We start from the raw sequence: 18,200 nt of genomic DNA, 5'->3' as shown, positions 1-18,200 counted from the left end.
ATCTGGAATCAACATAACGTTTATTCCAATACATCAGATAACCACCTGCAAAGTAACGGAATTTGAAACCACTACAGGTTCACACTGCAGCTTTGTTACAGGCATCTGACGATAATATGATAAAAGTTCATCTCTGCCTTTAAATCCCGAAAAGATATCTCAGCAATATTTTCTGTATAACTATAAATAATGTACTTTCATGGATAAATCTAAAGTCAGCAACCATGTCAAATAACCGTCGCAAATTTATTCATCAAATTTCAGGCCTTGCCGGAATCGCTCTGATTCCCACCTCATTATATTCTTGTGTGGGAAGGAAAAATCCAAATGCCGCAGATCTGAAAAACTCATTTTTTGAGATCTCCCTTGCTGAATGGTCTCTTCATAAAGCACTTTTTAGCAAAAAGATCGACAATCTTGATTTTCCTGTGATCGCTAAAAAAGAGTTTGGTATCAGCGCGGTTGAGTATGTAAATGCCTTCTTTAAAGATAAAGCCAAAGATACCAATTATCTGAATGAGCTCTTAAAACGTTGTAATGACAATGGGGTCAAAAATCACCTGATCATGTGCGACGGAGAAGGAAATCTGGGAGAGTTGGATAATACCAAACGCCTTCTGGCGGTTGACAATCATAAGAAATGGGTCGAGGCAGCCAAACATTTAGGATGCGCAACGATCAGAGTCAATGCCCATGGTGTTGGAACCGCTGCCGAAGTTCAAACAGCAGCTATTGACGGCCTGGGACGTATTGGTGAATTTGCAGCAACAATGAATATCAATGTTGTTGTTGAAAATCATGGGGGATACAGTTCAGATGGATCATGGCTAAGCACCGTAATGAAAGGCGTTGGTGATAAAAACGTAGGAACACTGCCTGATTTTAATAATTTCTGTCTGAAACGTGATGCAAAGAATCAGTGCATTGAAGAGTACGATAAATATAAAGGTACCTATGAAATGCTTGCCTATGCTAAAGCAGTAAGCGCCAAATCAATCGATTTTGATGAGCAGGGAAATTGCGTAGAAACAGATTACGTAAGAATGCTTAAGATCGTTAAGGATTCAGGTTTCAAGGGATATGTGGGTATCGAATACGAAGGTGAAAAGCTGGGAGAATACGAAGGCATCAAAAAAACCAAAGCTTTACTTGAACGCGTTGGAGCAATGATGGGATAAGGTTATATAAAGATTGCTATGCTTAAATTATCCAATTTAGGCATAGCTATTTGAACGCTTAAAGGTGAAAGCTAAAAGCATAACGGCTAACTACTAAGCACTAACCAACTAATTACTAACCAACTACCCCAAATACTTTCCTACAATCGGCATCCTTCTTCCAATTCCAAAAGCTTTTGGAGAAACCCTCAAAATTGGCGGTGCCTGATTTCGTTTGAATTCCGCAATATTGACCATTCGCAATATCCGTTTCACCAGAGCCACATCAAAGCCCATTGCAATCAGTTCTGCAGAGCTCTTTTTATGTTCGATATACTCATACAATACCCCATCAAGGATATCATATTCTGGTAAGGAATCAGAATCCTTCTGTCCCGGGCGAAGTTCTGCGGAAGGAGGTTTAACAATACTGTTTTCCGGGATGATCTCTTTTTCCCGGTTAATGTAATGAGAAAGTTTATAAACCTGCGTTTTATATACATCACCAAGCACTGCAATAGCGCCTGCCATATCGCCATATAAAGTACCATAACCCACAGCACACTCACTTTTATTGGAGGTATTGAGGAGGATATAGCCGAACTTATTCGACATCGCCATTAAGATGACCGCTCTGCTCCTGGCCTGGATATTCTCTTCTGCCACATTGAAAGGAAGATCTTTAAATACAGGGTTCATCATATTACCGAATGCAGCAGCTGCCTCTTTAATCGGAATTATTTCATGTTTACAGCCCAGATTATTGACAAGGTCCAATGCATCCTGAATGGAATGATCACTAGAATATTCAGAAGGCATCAACACTGCCATCACATTCTCAGGACCCAGCGCTTCAGCAGCAAGTGCACAAACAAGTGCAGAGTCAATGCCTCCCGAGAGTCCCAGAATGGCCTTGCTGAATCCTGATTTTGCGAAATAATCCTTTATCCCAAGAATCAGAGCATCATGTATTTGCTGAATATTGTTTTGAGTATCATGAACTATCGGTTTATGTCCAATGATTTTCCCGTACTCAAAAGAATATATTTTAAGGCTTTCAGAAAAGTAAGGCAGTTCATCAAGTAAAGAACCATCCTGATCAAAGACCAGCGAGCCCCCATCAAAAATAATTTCTGTTTGAGCTCCAACCTGATTAACATAAAAGAGCGGAAGCCGATACTTTCTGCAATTATCCCCAAGAATTTGCACCCTCTCTTCATCATGATTATAGGAAAAGGGGGAAGCAGCAATATTGATCATCAGATCAGGATTTTCAATTACAAGCTCATCCATAGGCGAAATAACATACATCGGATTATCATTGATATTCCACATATCTTCACAGATCGTCAGGGCGATCCGATGTCCCATAAATTCTACGCAGCTGAAATTTACTGCAGGCTCAAAATAACGGTACTCATCAAAAACATCATAATTCGGAAGTAATGCCTTATTGACAATAGCTTTTACTTTAGTATCCTCAATAAAATAAGCCGAGTTATAGAGATCCTTGCCTTTTACCTTAGGATTTTTTGTCGGGAGACCAATAATACAGGCAATACCACTGCATGCAGCCGCGATCTTTTGTGCTGACACCTCACACAGGTCGATAAACTCAGAGAACTCCAAAAAATCGCGTGGTGAATAGCCGCAAACAGATAATTCAGCAAACACGACCAGATCTGCTCCCTGCTTTTTTGCAGATTGAATAGTTTCTATTATTTTGGCTGTATTGTAATCAAAATCACCAATAATGTAGTTAAGTTGCGCAAGGGCTATTTTCATTCTGTAATTCTTTAACATGAAAGGCTTTAAATTATGAACTGCCTATTTAACAAGCTTAACACAGAATTTTCTGTGCATTTTCATAATTTAGCAGATAATCAGTATCTATGAGACACCAGCAAATTTACCTGTTTTTTTTTATATGCCTGATCTTCCTTTCTTGTAATAACAAAAAGACGCCTGACATCAGCAAGATCAAACTGAATATGAAGATCGAACGGTTTGATCAGGAACTTGGTACTATAAAACCTGATGAAATTTCAGATAAAGTTCCTGCTCTGAGAAAAAAATATACCTGGTTCTTTGATGACTACATGGAAAAAATAATCAGTGCCGGTCTGGTATCTGACACCGCTTATTACAGTAACCTTAGGTCAATTCTTCAAAATCAGGACTACCTGGAACTTAAAACAACTGTCGATAAAACTTTCCCTGACCTCAAAAAACAGGAGGAAGAGATCAATCAGGCCTTCAAATACATTCGCTATTATTATCCGAAGCAAAAATTACCGCGGCTGATCAGTTTTTTATCCGGATTTGCGGTACAAACGCCTATTGGTAACGACTATATTGGAATAGGGCTGGATATGTTCCTGGGAGAGAGTGGATCACGCTTTTACCCTGCATTAAGGCAAAGTATTCCCAGTTATATTGCCAGAAGATTCAGCCCGGAGAATGTTAGTCCGAGGGTTATTGAAGCCTTTATCCGTGAAGACATGTTCCCGGATCAGGATAGTGACCGAAATCTATTATCTAAAATGATCTATAATGGAAAGATCCTTTATTTGATGGATGCGGTAATGCCTGATACAAATGACTCCCTGAAAATCGGTTATACCAAAGAGCAGCTGGAATGGTGCAGCGAGAATGAAGCCGGCATTTGGGCCTACTTACTCCAGAACGAACTCTTGTTTGAGTCAGATTACATGAAGATCCAAAAGTATTTGGCAGAAGCTCCTTTCACCCCTGGAATAGGCGAAAACTCGTCGTCAGCGCCTAAATTAGGTGTTTGGACCGGATGGCAGATCGTCAGGAAATACATGGATAAAAATCCAGAGATTAGTCTGCAGCAACTGATGCTTGAAAAGGACGCCCAAAAAATATTGACTGATTCCAAATATAAACCAAGGGACTAAGCCTATCAGACCTTAACCCATTAATAAATAAGGATGAAAATCGGACTTGTATTATCTGGCGGGGGCATTCGCGGCATTGCCCATTTAGGTGTTCTTCAGGCCCTATCTGAGGCTGGTATCAAATTCAATATGATCAGCGGAACAAGTGCAGGTTCAATCGTTGGTGCACTTTTCGCGCAGGGCATTGAACCTGCCGAAATCCTTAAGGTTTTTATGAAGACCCACCTCTACAAGTATATCAGACCTGCTTTCGGAGCCAAGGGGCTTATGTCGCTGGATAAAATAAGAACTCTTTTACTGGAATATTTTCCGCATGATTCATTTGAAGGTCTGAAAATTCCTACAGTTATTACCGCTACAAATTTTAATGAATGTAAAGTAGCCTATTTTCGTTCTGGTGAACTAATAAACCCCATATTAGCTTCAAGCGCCATACCTGTATTTTTTAAACCAATCCATATAGGCGGAAAAATTTATATAGACGGTGGCATTTTAAACAACTTCCCGGTTGAGCCTATAAAATCAGAATGCGATTTTATTATCGGTTCATCCTGTAACCACCTACCTGAAACAGATAGAATTGAAAGCTATCGCAGGTTGATAGAACGGTCAGTTATCATGTCAATCAATTCAGACATGGCCGTGAAAGCAGAATATTGCGATGTCATAATCGAACCCCATGGAATGGGGGCAACGAGCGTATTTGATGTAAAAAAAACGGAGGAGATCTATTGGCTTTCTTATGAAGCTGCACTAAGGAAACTTCAGACCGACCCAAAGCTTAAGCAGCTTATCGTAAAAAAATAATATTCTCCTAAAAGAAAAAGGCTCATAACCATGATGGATATGAGCCTTTTTTATATAATAAGTACTTATTTTAATATTTTAACAACTGCTCTGAGGCAGATCACTGCTCCTAAAACCCACAAAACGTTTGATACAATACTGATCAAAGGCCATGAACCGGTAAAACGTAAAAATATACCTATCAAACCAATTACAATACCTACAATAAGAGTACTGTAATGAGCCGGATTATTAGCTTCAGCTGTTGCGTTATTTTTATTTAATGAATCTTCCATTTCCGTTTATTGAGAAAGTATAAATTTACAAATCTATTTTGCAGTTTAAAATTAATTATCCGTTAGATAATGCTGCCGCACCACTCACGATCTCGGTAAGCTCGGTTGTAATTGCTGCTTGTCTGGCCTGGTTGTATGAAAGTTTAAGAGCTTTCAACAGATCACCTGCATTCTCAGTCGCTTTATCCATAGCCGTCATACGAGCTCCATGCTCTGATGCATGCGAATCCAAAACTGCCTTGAACACTTGTGTTTTGATCGATTTAGGGATCAATTGTTCAACGATCTCTTCCTGCGATGGTTCCAGAATATAATCGGTTTGGGTACTGCTCACTTTCAAATTATCTGATTTTGGAACAGGTAATAGTTGTTCAGTTGTGAGGATCTGAACAGCTGCATTTCTAAACTGATTATATACCAGGTCAACCCTGTCATATTCACCCTTAGAAAAACCAGCCATAACGGCTTCTGTAATTTTGGAAGTATTTTCGAAGCTCAGATCCGTGTATAGTTCATTGTTATTCCCTATCACATTGTATTTACGCTTCTCATAAAAATCCTGAACCTTCTTACCAATAGCAACGATCTGAACATTCCCTTTTCGGTATTGTTCAGGATATTTCTCAGCAATCAGATTATTAGTGGTCTTGATCACATTCATATTGAATGCACCTGCAAGTCCACGATTTGAAGAAACAGCAATGATCAACACTTTATTCGGCTCACGTTCCTGAGTAAAAGGAGAGTTGGATCCATCCATACTTGCAGATAGATTTGACAAAATGTCTCTCATCTTATTCGCATACGGACGCAGTTGAACAATTGCACTGGTAGCTCTTTTCAACTTAGCAGCTGAAACCATTTTCATGGCCTTGGTGATCTGCTGAGTCGAAGTGACTGATGCTATACGATTTCTTACTTCTTTTAAATTAGCCATTGTTATTAGATGCAAGATGTGAGATGTGAGATATAAGACAAATGCCCTATCTCAAATCTCATATCTAATGTCTGATATCTCAATTAATATTTATTCCCCAGCTCCTTAGCTACTGTTTCCAGAGCCGTTGTAATGGTATCATCAAGTTTACCGGCTTTTAGTCCCTGTAAAACTTCAGGATAACGTTGTTCCAATTGCTGAATAAACTCAAATTCAAATGCTTTAACCTTATTAACAGGTACATTTCTCATTAGGTTCTTAGTTCCAACGTAAAGAATTGCAACCTGCTTTTCTACTGCCTCAGGTGAAAACTGTGCTTGCTTTAACAATTCAACGTTACGGGCACCTTTATCAAGTACGGACTTTGTTGCTGCGTCAAGATCAGATCCGAATTTAGAGAAAGCCTCCAATTCACGATACTGAGCCTGGTCAAGCTTCAAGGTACCTGCTACTTTCTTCATCGACTTGATCTGCGCATTTCCACCTACACGAGATACAGAGATACCTACGTTAATAGCCGGACGAACACCCGCGTTGAATAAGTTGGACTCCAGGAATATCTGTCCGTCGGTGATCGAGATCACGTTAGTTGGAATATAAGCAGAAACGTCACCTGCCTGAGTTTCGATGATAGGTAATGCAGTTAATGAACCACCACCCTTTACGATATGTCTGATAGATTCAGGAAGATCATTCATTGACTGAGCAATGGAATCATTCTGATTGATCTTTGCAGCACGCTCAAGTAAACGACTGTGAAGATAGAACACGTCACCTGGATAAGCCTCACGGCCCGGAGGACGACGTAATAACAGAGACACCTCGCGGTAAGAAACTGCCTGCTTGGAAAGATCATCATAAACGATCAATGCCGGTCTGCCAGTATCACGGAAGAACTCACCAATGGCAGCACCAGCAAATGGAGCATAGAACTGCATAGGAGCAGGATCAGCAGCAGATGCCGCAACGATCACTGTATATGGTAAAGCACCATTCTCTTCTAATACTTTTAATATTTGTGCTACAGTAGAGTTTTTCTGGCCAATAGCAACATATATACAGAATACAGGCTTACCTGCTTCATAAAATTCTTTTTGATTGATGATAGTATCAATACAAACCGCTGTTTTTCCGGTTTGACGATCACCGATCACAAGTTCACGCTGTCCACGACCAATTGGGATCATCGCATCAATTGCTTTGATACCTGTTTGTAATGGTTCTGTAACCGGCTGACGGTAGATAACACCTGGCGCTTTACGCTCCAAAGGCATCTCATAAGTTTCACCAGCAATAGGACCTTTACCATCGATCGGCTGACCCAATGTATTAACAACACGGCCAAGCATGCCTTCACCAACTTTGATGGAAGCAATCTTATTGGTACGTTTTACTGTAGCACCTTCTTTGATCTCATCAAAGGCACCTAATAACACGACACCCACATTGTCTTCTTCAAGGTTCAATACGATACCCTGCAAACCGTTTTCAAATTCAACCAACTCTCCTGATTGAACTTTTGTTAAACCGTATACGCGGGCAATACCATCACCCACTTGTAACACAGTACCAACCTCTTCGAGCTCAGCCTCCGATTTAAAGCCTGACAGTTGTTGTCTTAAAATCGCCGAAACTTCATCTGGTCTTACCTCTACCATAGTAGTATTTTTTGAGTTTTATATTGTAAATCTTACGCCCCCACCCCTATTGGAAGCAAATAAAGCCCTTTTCAGGGTTTGGGGTAATTAATTTTGTTGAAATTCTTTTTTAAGTTTATTCAGCTTGCTGGATAAACTTGTATCAAACTGCTTATCGCCAACCTTCAGGATAAATCCTCCGATCAGTTCAGGATCAACGAGAGCAGTTAAAATAACTTCACCCTTTGTTGCTTGCTTCACTACCTCTTCGATCTGGGTAATATTATCCGGACTTAATGGAGAAGCCGATGTTACCGTTGCCTTTACTACATTCTTAAGAATATTATACTGATTGATAAATTCCTTTCCTGTACCATATAAAACTTCAGCACGTCCTTTCCTGATAACAATCTTAAAGAATGACAGGATCATTTTATTCAGCTTATCACCAAATAAACCATCCAGTATATTCGCCTTTTTGTCAAGGCTAATGATTGGATTCTTAAGAATTGCCTGTAACTGTGGATTAGCTCTGCAGGTATCGAGAAACAGCTCAATATCTTTCTTAACCGGCTCTACAACATTCTGTTCAGCCGCCAGATCAATTAAAGCTTTTGCGTAACGCGATGCAACTTGTATTTCTGACATAATTCGATTTGTCGATTTGTTAATTTGTTATTTTACAAACAGTATGATTAACAAATTTGCTTAATTGAGTTTTACTTCTTTTAACAGATCATTAACAAGCGCCTGCTGTTTTCCCTGATCTTCGAATTGCTTGCGCAACACTTTTTCAGCGATCTCAATAGATAAGCTGGAAACCTGATTTTTAATTTCTGCCATTGCAGCAAGCTTTTGATTAGTGATCTCAATTTTTGCTTTTTCGATCAGCTTAGCCCCTTCAGATTTAGCCTGATCTTTTGCATCATTAACGATCTGATCTTTGATCTCTTTTGCTTCCTTTAAAATGCTGTCGCGCTCTAAACGGGCTTCTTTCAATAGATCTTCGTTCTCACTGATCAGCTTAGCCATTTCTGCCTTTGCCATTTCTGCCTTTGCCAAAGCATCTTCGATTGAACGCTCACGCTCATCAAGAGCCTTAACTATTGGCTTCCAGGCAAACTTGCTTAAAAGGAAAAACAGTATTAAAAAAGTAACTGTTGACCAGATGAACAAGCCCGGATCCGGAGAAACTAATGGATTTAATGCCAGTAATATCATTTGTTATATTATTTAATAAATCAAAATAATAAAATAAGGCCGGTGCCAATCGCACAAGCCTTATTTTTTTAGTTTACTTGTCCTGTTCCTAAGAACGCAACAACCACAGCGAACAATGCTACCGCTTCAACGAATGCTGCCGCGATTAACATAGCTGTTTGAATTTTAGATGCTGCTTCAGGTTGGCGAGCCATACCTTCCATAGCTTTTCCACCAATGTTTCCGATACCAATGCCTGCTCCGATTGCAGCTAATCCTGCACCAATACCAGCGATACTTCCAACGATCATAATCTGATTTTTAAATATATATTAAACAAAAAATAAATTCATATTAATGCTCAGCATGCTCTTCCACCGCCATCCCGATAAACAGGGCTGACAAAATGGTGAAAATGAATGCCTGAATAAATCCTACCACCAACTCGATCACACTGATAAACAGTACGAATGGAATTGCGATACCTGCAACGAAAACTGATTTCAGAATAAATATCAAAGAAATCAAACTTAATATCAGAATGTGGCCTGCAGTAATGTTTGCGAACAAACGAATCATTAATGCAACAGGTTTAACAAATAATCCAACGATCTCAACCGGGATCATTAATGGATATAACCACCATGGAACATGAGGTGTAAATACATGGCCCCAGTAATTCTTATTGCCATTTACAGTAGTTAAAACAAATGTACAAAGTGCCAGCATCATGGTAACAGCTATATTCCCTGTTAGATTTGCGCCTCCTGGAAAGAATGGAATCAATCCCATCAGGTTGTTTAACCAAACAAAGAAGAATACAGTTAACAGGTATGGCATAAAACCTTTGTATCTATGACCCAATTGCGGCTTGGCAATGTCATCACGTACAAACAATATAATTGGCTCAAGTATCGATTGTAAACCCTTAGGAGCTTTACCTTCGCGTTTTTTGTATGAACCGGCAATACCAATGAAAACGATCAAAAGAACCGTTACAGAGATCAATAATGAAACAACGTTCTTGGTAATTGAAATATCCAGTGGCTTTCCATTTAAAAGCTCTCCTTTTGAATCATGTGAGATATAGGTTCCATCAGCACTCTTCACATCAGAAGGATAGTAGAACTTTCCATGATAATTAACAAGCTTAGTACCGTCTGCATCTAAAATTTCAGTACCATGATCATTATGACCAAATTTATTCGAAAGGAAAGTTACAAGGCCATTATCTGTCCAAAGAATTACAGGCAATGGAATGGAAACATTTCCGAAAAAATGCCATTCGTGTGAATCAGCAATATGATGAAGAATCACTTTAGAAATATCTTCATCTTTCTCTGTTGCCTCAGCGTGTTCTGCAGTAGCAGGCACATGTGACGTATCTGCGGCTGTATGCTCCTGAGAATAGGCAGAAAAACTCAACAACGAAAATAAAACTGCATAAAACGATATGCTGAAGAATTTTTTTGAATTGAAAATATGGCTCAAATCCATTTATTATAAGGAATTTACTTAAATTTTTGGTTGCGCAAGTTACATAACAAACAATATATTTCAAACACTGTATGAAAGAAATATAGATAAAAAAAATTGATGATGAATTTTGCCGGCTCAACAGTGTTCCCGCTTATGTAAACAAAGGCTATAATCATGCAAATGAGCAGCTTAATAGTGACACTCCCAAGCAGAGCCTGACCCGAAGCCTTGTTACTGATACTCATTCTCCAATAGGCAAATAAATAGATACTGAAAGTGACGATCGAAAATATCCAGAACAAGGGCCAGAATCTTGGAATAACCAGAGCTTCATCCGGAAAATAATATTGGGCAATCAAAGGGGCAACAGCTAAAAAAGCAATAAAAAGAATGAAATAAATTATAAAACGCAGAATGCTCATGGCTTAAGTTGTTTGATCGTTTGGTAAATCGAAAGACACACACCCAAAACACAGGCAAGAGCAGTTACCCATTGTACCTTATGATCATACCATTGATCTATCTTGTATCCTAAATATGCTGATCCTCCGATTATAGCCATCATCTGGAACGCAACTCCTGTGTACTTAGCATAATTACCGAATGCCTGTCCTTCAGGGTCCTTATCATCCTTAAAATTTGGTCTATTCTCTTCCTGCCCCATTTCCGAATATTTTCAGGACAAAATTATCAAATTTAACCCTTGCCTGGTGGAAATAAATAAAAGTTCAGGAATATTATTCTGGACATAATAAGTACCCGCAATTTGATCCCTGGTTTTTAATATTCAGGCAGCTAAAAGCAACATGATTTTATAACAGAAAGAGTTTATATTTATCCGAACAAATCCATTCCGATAAAATATCTTTGCAAAGATTCTGTTATACTAATTCAAGCCTGATTAATTTGAGATCAAACATTCAAGTTATACTTCGTTTTTTATTTCTAAGCTGCACTCTTTGTCTCTGCTTTTCTTCCTGCAATTCACAAAAAGAAACTGTGGCAAGTCGTGGTATGCAGAATCTAACCGCTCATTATAATATTTTGTATAATGCAAAAGAACTTATCAATGAAAGCGAACGGAATATTCAACTGGCATATTCTGACGACTATGACCGGGTGATTCCTGTTTACAAAGAGCCAAATGAAACTATTTCCCAGTCTGAATTAAAAAAACTGGATGATGCAATACTCAAGGCCAACACCATCGCAAATCAGAAATCACTCAGCAAATACGTGGACAATGCCTATTTTCTTATTGGGAAAGCCAATCACCTGAAATCGAATTTTTATAATGCCGTTGAATTCTTTAGTTATGTATATGTTAACTACCCAAAGGAGAAAGAGATCAGGCAGGCATCGCTTGCATGGAAAACCAGATCACTCATAGCATCAGACAGGTTAGAAGAAGCTGAAGCATCGATTGATTCAGCACTTAGGTATATCAGTTCAGAAAAAAAGTCAGTAGCCGATATTTATGCAATCCGGGCGCAACTTCATATCTATGCAAAAGAAGATGCTCAGGCCATCTCATTACTGGAAAAAGCAATAAAATCAGCCGTAAATAAACAGAATAAAATACGCTGGACCTACCTTATTGCGCAGCTACAGGAAATCAATGAACAGCCGAAGGATGCTTATTTGAATTACACAAGGGTTTTAAAGAGCAATGCCCCTTTCGACATGGCCTTCAATGCAAAACTCAGTATGATCAATCTGAAAAATCAGCTTAGCGGTGATACTAGCGGCAGGACCAGGCAAATCGCTGCAATGCTGAAAGATGATAAAAACAGGGATTTTACTGATCAGATCTACTTTCAGATTGCTGATAGCTATGCAGATGCCAGCAATATTGATAAAGCCATTGAAAACTACAATTACGCTATATCAAAAAGCACAAAAAATGTGACTCAAAAAGGACTGGCATATCTAAAACTGGCAGAGATCTATTTTAAACAAACGGACTACATTAAGTCAAAAGCGTATTACGACAGTACTCTGATATCTCTCCCAACAATTTATCCCGACTATGCGCTGATAAAAAAGAAGGCAGATAATCTTGAACTTCTTGCCGATCGCCTTTCTATTATAGCCAGAGAAGATACCTTGCAGATGCTTGCCGCATTACCTGAGTCCGAAAGAAATAATAAGGTTAGTTCTCTGATCAAGCTTGAGGCCCTTAAAGCACAGGCAAGGAAAACAAACAGCCAATCAGGCGGGGCTTCTACCATCCAGATTAGCAGTACAGGAGGAGACAATAAATTTTATTTCAATAATTCCATTGCCTTAAATCAGGGTCTTGCAGATTTCAAAAAACGATGGGGAACCCGAAAATTAGAAGATAACTGGAGACGCAGTCAGAAATCGGCGAGTGATATCTCTAATGGGGTTAGTCCTTTTCAAACTCTTGATAAAGATCCCTTTCAGCAACTTACTATTGCAGAAACTGAAGCGAATCTGGATTCCCTGAAAAAATCATTCACTGAGTCTATACCACTTAGCAGCGAAATGAAATTGATTTCCGATCAAAAAATCGCTTCTGCGATGTACGATATAGCCAACTATTACCGTGAAGTATCCGCAGATACAGCCGAAGCTGTAAAAACATATGAACAATTGCTTAAACGATTTCCTGAAAATTCAAATAAACTGGCGGTCTATTATAATTTGTACAGGCTCTATCGCTTTGTAAATCCTAAGCGATCTGACGAATACAAGAATATCCTTCTGAATCAATATCCTCAATCTCCTTTTGCCAAAATCATTCTGGATCCTGAGTATAGCCAGAAAACTGATGAACAAGAGCTGGCTTTCAATCGCTTTTATAATGAAGTATATAATTTATATACAAGCAGGAACTATCCTGAAGTATTAAAATTGATTGAACAGCAAAAGATACAGGCAGGAGAAAAGAAACTGTCTGTTCAGTTAGCCTATATAGGCTCACTGGCTCTCGGACACTTACAAAAACTTGATCAGCTTGAAAGTGCATTTAAAAATATAGTCGATTCCAATCCGGATGATCAGCTAATCGTTCCGCTTGTAAAGCTGCATCTGGCATATATTGACTCGAACAGAACTACCATGTCAAACCGGGTTTTTGCATTGCTGGACAATGATTCTAAGGATAATACGTTTATTGAAGAACCAGTATTTGAACAGGTTATTGTTGCAAAACAAAACAACGAACAGAGAATTGAACCGACAATCACTATTACACCAGCCGGGCAAGAACAAGTGCCAATTTCAGAGCTGAAAAAGGAGGAAATAAAATCTGAGACCCCAGCAGCAGCTGAGTTTTTTGATCTTGAGGAATCTACCGATCACTATTTTGTTGTCAATGTTTCTGACCCCTCGGTAAATTTAAGTTCATCCCGATTTGGGATCGGACAGTTTAATAGGGTAAATTTACCTGGCACTGTCATTAAACATCAATTAAAATCTATTGCTAACCAAAATCAACTGATATTTGTTGGTCCGCTGACAGGTAAAGAGGCAGCAAAAACTTATTTTAATCAAATCAATCCCCTGATCAGGGAAATTATGAAAATACCTGCTAATAAATACAGTACCTTCTATATAAACAAGCAGAATCTTGAGAAGATCAGTGACAGGGAAACGCTTGACCGGTATGTTGAGTTTTATAAAAGGAATTATTAACAACAAAAATTTATGAATACCCCATTAACGCAGCATGAATTAAATCAATATACCATCCGGTTTTGGAAGTGGATCATTGGAATTATTGCGTTTGGAGCGATCCTGATCTTCAGTATCGGACTTGGTCTTTTTGGCAGGCTACCTGACCTGAGGGCATTAGAAAATCCTAAGAGCAATCAGGCATCAGAAGTAATATCAGATGATAATGTGGTATTAGGAACTTATTATGTACAAAATCGCTCCAATGTACGATATGATGAAATTTCACCAAATGTTATAAATGCACTAATTGCTACAGAGGACATCCGTTTTTACAACCATTCCGGCATTGATTTCAAACGGACTTTCACTGTTATTTTCTACAATCTGATCGGTAAAAGGCAGGGAGCAAGTACAATAACGCAGCAACTTGCATTAAATCTTTTTTCAAAAGAAGGTCGTTCAAAGAATTTCATAAAACGACTTGTTCAAAAATCCCAGGAGCTTATTGTTGCGGTAAAACTGGAGCGTCAGTATACAAAGGAGGAGATAATTACTATGTATCTCAATACTGTGGATTTTGGTTCTTACAATACCTTTGGAATAAAATCTGCGGCCAGAACATATTTTAGTACCACCCCCGACAAGCTTGAACCCGAACAGGCAGCTATTTTGATCGGAATGCTGAAAGGACCATCGCTTTATAACCCTCATCGTAATCCTGAACGAGCTTTGTTGCGCAGAAATACGGTCATAGAGAACATGAGTCAGGCAAATTATATCAGTGATGCTGAAGAAGAGCGTCTGAAAAAGATCCCATTAAAGCTTGCATTTAATCCTTCAGATCATAACGAAGGATCAGCACCTTACTTTAGGGCTGTATTGAAAAAAGATATTCAGCTAACCCTGGAAGAAAACTCGATATATAAAGCAGATGGTACCCCATATGACCTTGACAGAGATGGTTTAAAGATATATACAACACTGAATTCACGTATGCAGAAGTATGCAGAGCAGTCGCAGCAGGAATACCTTAAAACTCTGCAGGTACAGTTCAACAACTCCTGGAAGGGCCGCGATCCCTTTAATTTCAAAGAGGCAAAAAGCCTGATCGATCAGGGAATGCGGCGCTCAGACAGATATCAGCAATTAAAAGCAGAAGGAAAAACAGAAGAGGAGATCCTGAAGAATTTCAAGACACCTGCACAGATGAGCATTTTCAGCTGGCGAGGAGAAATTGACACCCTCATGAGGCCCCTGGATTCTATCAAATATTATAAACTGATGCTCCGTAACGCAGTTATGTCAATGGAACCGCAGACAGGTTATGTGCGGGCATGGGTTGGCGGCACTAATTATACCCATTTTAAATATGATCAGGTAAAAATGGGAACCAGGCAGGTAGGTTCTACCGCCAAGCCTTTTACATATGCAGTTGCAATAGGCAATGGGGGTTATTCGCCTTGTTATACTGTAGCGAACGAACCTGTAAGTATAGATGCTGGCGATGGTACCGTCTGGACTCCAAAAGCATACAACCCAATACCAGGTAACTTAACCCTGAAAAAGGCACTGGCAAATTCCCAGAACTATGTGACTGCCTTCATGATGAAGCAGGTAGGCCAGACAGCAGTGGCAACCCTTACAAAAAATATGGGGATTACCAGTGATGTTCCTGCAGTTCCATCAATTTGCCTGGGCTCATTTGATGCTTCAGTATATGATATGGTAGGCGCTTATTCTGTTTTTGTAAACCATGGAGTATGGACAGAACCTATCTATCTTCTACGCATAGAGGATAAGAACGGAAACGTAATTTACGAACGCAGACCCAAGATCAAAGTTGTGCTGGATGAACAAACTGCCTATGTGATGACTGATATGTTGAAGGCAGTGGTTAAAGAAGGTACAGGAGTGCGATTAGGATGGAAATACAAACTGACCAACCCGATAGGGGGCAAAACAGGCACTACGCAGAATAATTCTGACGGCTGGTTCATGGGAATTACTCCCGAACTGGTCACAGGAGTATGGACCGGTGCTGAAGACAGAGCGATACATTTCAGTTCAACCAATTTTGGAGAAGGAGCCAATACAGCACTTCCAATATTTGCGCTGTACATGCAAAAGGTGTATTCAGATCCAACTTTAAAATATTCCAAAGGTGATTTCCCCCTTCCAAAGGGTGGCATAACAACCACACTCGATTGTGGGGCATATTCACAGCAGCAAGCCGGAGAGTCTGAACTCGATAAGAAGCTTGGTTTTTAATCAGGAGGAAAAGCCCTTATCTGACATTAGCCCCAATGAAAAAATTTGATTACCGATCCGACTTAAAGAATATACCCCAAAAACCCGGGGTGTATCAGTTTTGGTCTGAATCTGAAGAACTGATATACATTGGCAAGGCAAAAAATCTCAAGAACAGAGTTTCTTCCTACTTCAACAAAGACAATTTCCGGATAAATGCCAAGACCAGAGTCCTGGTAAGCAAGGTCAAAAAGGTAACGTTTACCATTGTTGATACAGAGATCGATGCCTGGTTATTGGAAAACAGTCTGATAAAAAAACACCAGCCGAGGTATAATATCTTATTAAAGGATGATAAAACCTATCCCTGGATCATTATCAAAAATGAAAAATTTCCACGCATCTTCTGGACCAGAAAGATCATAAGAGACGGATCAACCTATTTTGGACCCTATGCATCAGTAAGCATGATGCATACTATACTTGGGATGATCAAAGAAATATACCCTTTAAGAACATGTAGTCTGCCCCTTTCTCCGGAAAATATCAATGCAGGGAAATTCAGGGTTTGCCTTGAATATCAGATAGGAAATTGTAAGGGCCCTTGTCAGGCTTATCAAAAAGAGGAAGACTATGATCAGAGCATTTCAGAAATTAAAGATATCCTGAATGGAAAAACTGGTGCAGTGATCAAACGGCTTAAGAAGCAACTGGATGATTCAGTTGCAGAGCTAAATTTTGAACTGTCACACAGACTAAAATCCAAGTACGATCTTCTTGATCGTTACCAGAGTAAATCAACTATCGTTAATTCATCTATTACCGATGTAGACGTTTTCAGCATTGCTACTGACGAAAAGCACGCATTTGTTAACTTCCTGAAAGTAATGAATGGTACCGTTATTCAAACCCAGACCCTGGAGATGAAAAAACGATTGGATGAAAGTGACGAAGAACTCTTAAGCATTGCCATTACTGAATTCAGGACAAGGTTTGACAGCCATTCGAAAGAGATCATTGTACCATTTGATATCGATCTTCCTGACTCAGGAATCAAATTTACAGTTCCTAAACTGGGTGAGAAGAAAAAGCTGCTGGAGCTATCCCAAAAGAACGTGCTATTCTTCAAACGCGAAAAGTTGGATCAGTATGAGAAGTTAAATCCTGAACTAAGGACTGGTCGTCTTCTGGAACTGATGAAGAAGGATCTGCGTCTTAACCAGTTGCCAAGACATATCGAATGTTTTGATAATTCCAATTTTCAAGGAAAATTTCCTGTTTCAGCGATTGTAGTTTTTAAGGATGCGAAACCTTCGAAGAAAGATTACCGGCATTTTAATGTTAAAACAGTTGAAGGTCCCGATGATTTTGCCACCATGGAGGAGGCTGTATTCAGAAGATATCGCAGAATGCTGGATGAAGAACAAACACTCCCACAGTTAATTATCATTGATGGTGGAAAAGGACAACTTTCATCTGCGATAAAGAGTCTTAAGAAATTGGGAATTGAGAAGGAGGTCACGATCATTGGAATTGCCAAACGCCTGGAGGAGATCTATTATCCTGGGGACCAATATCCTATGTACCTGGATAAAAAATCAGAAACCTTAAAGATTATACAACAGCTCAGGGATGAAGCCCACCGCTTTGGTATTACTTTCCACAGAAAGAAACGAAATAAGGCCACTTTAGCAACAGAACTAGAAAATGTACCCGGCGTTGGCAGAACAACAGCAGAAAAGCTCTTAAGGCATTTCAAATCTGTAAAAAAGATAAAGGAATCAACAGAAGCAGAATTGCTTGAGGTATTAAACAAGAGTCAGACAGTTTCGCTCCTAACCTATTTTAAACAATAAAGCCGGCATGAAAATAAATTCTGCCGGCCTTATTTAATATTT

15 protein-coding genes are annotated in these 18,200 nt (G+C 39.2%); 6 read left to right on the top strand and 9 right to left on the bottom strand.

Going from position 1 to position 18,200, the window contains the following annotated elements; translation table 11 throughout:
- Nucleotides 1–224: 224 nt before the first annotated feature.
- On the top strand, nucleotides 225–1,178 hold the full coding sequence (locus tag BLR27_RS11465) for a sugar phosphate isomerase/epimerase family protein (RefSeq protein WP_090705008.1): 954 nt from the start codon (nucleotides 225–227) through the stop codon (nucleotides 1,176–1,178).
- Nucleotides 1,179–1,301: 123 nt separating this feature from the next.
- Here the strand turns inward: BLR27_RS11465 and BLR27_RS11460 are convergent, their stop codons facing one another.
- Nucleotides 1,302–2,942: an NAD+ synthase gene (locus tag BLR27_RS11460; RefSeq protein WP_090705042.1), complete on the bottom strand. Its 1,641-nt coding sequence runs from the start codon at nucleotides 2,940–2,942 to the stop codon at nucleotides 1,302–1,304.
- Between the two features lie 107 nt (nucleotides 2,943–3,049).
- On the opposite strand from BLR27_RS11460, the gene gldB reads away from it, so the two are divergent.
- Together gldB and BLR27_RS11450 are read left to right on the top strand one after the other, a co-directional pair.
- Nucleotides 3,050–4,078, top strand: coding sequence for a gliding motility lipoprotein GldB (gene gldB / locus BLR27_RS11455; protein ID WP_090705006.1), 1,029 nt, complete (start codon nucleotides 3,050–3,052; stop codon nucleotides 4,076–4,078).
- 33 nt (nucleotides 4,079–4,111) lie between these two features.
- Nucleotides 4,112–4,885 carry a patatin-like phospholipase family protein gene (locus BLR27_RS11450; protein ID WP_090705004.1) on the top strand — a complete coding sequence of 258 codons (774 nt, stop codon included), beginning with the start codon at nucleotides 4,112–4,114 and terminating at the stop codon, nucleotides 4,883–4,885.
- 65 nt (nucleotides 4,886–4,950) lie between these two features.
- Here BLR27_RS11450 and BLR27_RS11445 read toward each other — a convergent pair whose 3' ends face one another.
- From BLR27_RS11445 to BLR27_RS11405, 8 genes are all read right to left on the bottom strand, one after another.
- Nucleotides 4,951–5,160, bottom strand: a complete 210-nt coding sequence (locus BLR27_RS11445; protein ID WP_090705002.1) for a hypothetical protein — start codon at nucleotides 5,158–5,160, stop codon at nucleotides 4,951–4,953.
- A gap of 55 nt (nucleotides 5,161–5,215) precedes the next feature.
- A complete protein-coding gene (gene atpG / locus BLR27_RS11440; RefSeq protein ID WP_090705001.1) occupies nucleotides 5,216–6,097 on the bottom strand; it encodes an ATP synthase F1 subunit gamma in 882 nt (293 codons plus the stop codon).
- 83 nt (nucleotides 6,098–6,180) lie between these two features.
- Nucleotides 6,181–7,755: a F0F1 ATP synthase subunit alpha gene (gene atpA, locus BLR27_RS11435; protein WP_090704999.1), complete on the bottom strand. Its 1,575-nt coding sequence runs from the start codon at nucleotides 7,753–7,755 to the stop codon at nucleotides 6,181–6,183.
- A gap of 87 nt (nucleotides 7,756–7,842) precedes the next feature.
- Complete coding sequence (atpH, locus tag BLR27_RS11430; RefSeq protein WP_090704998.1) at nucleotides 7,843–8,382, bottom strand: ATP synthase F1 subunit delta; 540 nt, start codon at nucleotides 8,380–8,382, stop codon at nucleotides 7,843–7,845.
- Between the two features lie 60 nt (nucleotides 8,383–8,442).
- The gene (locus BLR27_RS11425) at nucleotides 8,443–8,955 is read right to left on the bottom strand and encodes a F0F1 ATP synthase subunit B (protein ID WP_090704996.1); all 513 of its coding nucleotides are present in this window, start codon (nucleotides 8,953–8,955) and stop codon (nucleotides 8,443–8,445) included.
- A gap of 68 nt (nucleotides 8,956–9,023) precedes the next feature.
- Nucleotides 9,024–9,242 (bottom strand): ATP synthase F0 subunit C, encoded by a 219-nt coding sequence (gene atpE, locus BLR27_RS11420; RefSeq protein WP_090705041.1) that lies wholly within the window; start codon nucleotides 9,240–9,242, stop codon nucleotides 9,024–9,026.
- Between the two features lie 46 nt (nucleotides 9,243–9,288).
- A complete protein-coding gene (gene atpB / locus BLR27_RS11415) occupies nucleotides 9,289–10,431 on the bottom strand; it encodes a F0F1 ATP synthase subunit A (RefSeq protein WP_090704995.1) in 1,143 nt (380 codons plus the stop codon).
- A gap of 400 nt (nucleotides 10,432–10,831) precedes the next feature.
- Nucleotides 10,832–11,077 carry an AtpZ/AtpI family protein gene (locus BLR27_RS11405; protein WP_090704992.1) on the bottom strand — a complete coding sequence of 82 codons (246 nt, stop codon included), beginning with the start codon at nucleotides 11,075–11,077 and terminating at the stop codon, nucleotides 10,832–10,834.
- Nucleotides 11,078–11,280: 203 nt separating this feature from the next.
- On the opposite strand from BLR27_RS11405, the gene porW reads away from it, so the two are divergent.
- The 3 genes from porW to uvrC are packed head-to-tail and all read left to right on the top strand — an operon-like array spanning nucleotide 11,281 to nucleotide 18,158.
- Nucleotides 11,281–14,073 carry a tetratricopeptide repeat protein gene (gene porW, locus BLR27_RS11400; RefSeq protein ID WP_456072995.1) on the top strand — a complete coding sequence of 931 codons (2,793 nt, stop codon included), beginning with the start codon at nucleotides 11,281–11,283 and terminating at the stop codon, nucleotides 14,071–14,073.
- 12 nt (nucleotides 14,074–14,085) lie between these two features.
- Complete coding sequence (locus BLR27_RS11395) at nucleotides 14,086–16,323, top strand: transglycosylase domain-containing protein (RefSeq protein ID WP_090704988.1); 2,238 nt, start codon at nucleotides 14,086–14,088, stop codon at nucleotides 16,321–16,323.
- 35 nt (nucleotides 16,324–16,358) lie between these two features.
- Nucleotides 16,359–18,158 carry an excinuclease ABC subunit UvrC gene (uvrC, locus tag BLR27_RS11390; RefSeq protein WP_090704986.1) on the top strand — a complete coding sequence of 600 codons (1,800 nt, stop codon included), beginning with the start codon at nucleotides 16,359–16,361 and terminating at the stop codon, nucleotides 18,156–18,158.
- Nucleotides 18,159–18,200 lie beyond the last annotated feature (42 nt).

This window comes from Daejeonella rubra (assembly GCF_900103545.1).
In the GTDB taxonomy this organism is placed as follows: domain Bacteria; phylum Bacteroidota; class Bacteroidia; order Sphingobacteriales; family Sphingobacteriaceae; genus Daejeonella; species Daejeonella rubra.
The sequence above is the reverse complement of the archived record's forward strand: the minus strand, read 5'-3'. Positions and strand labels throughout refer to the sequence as shown.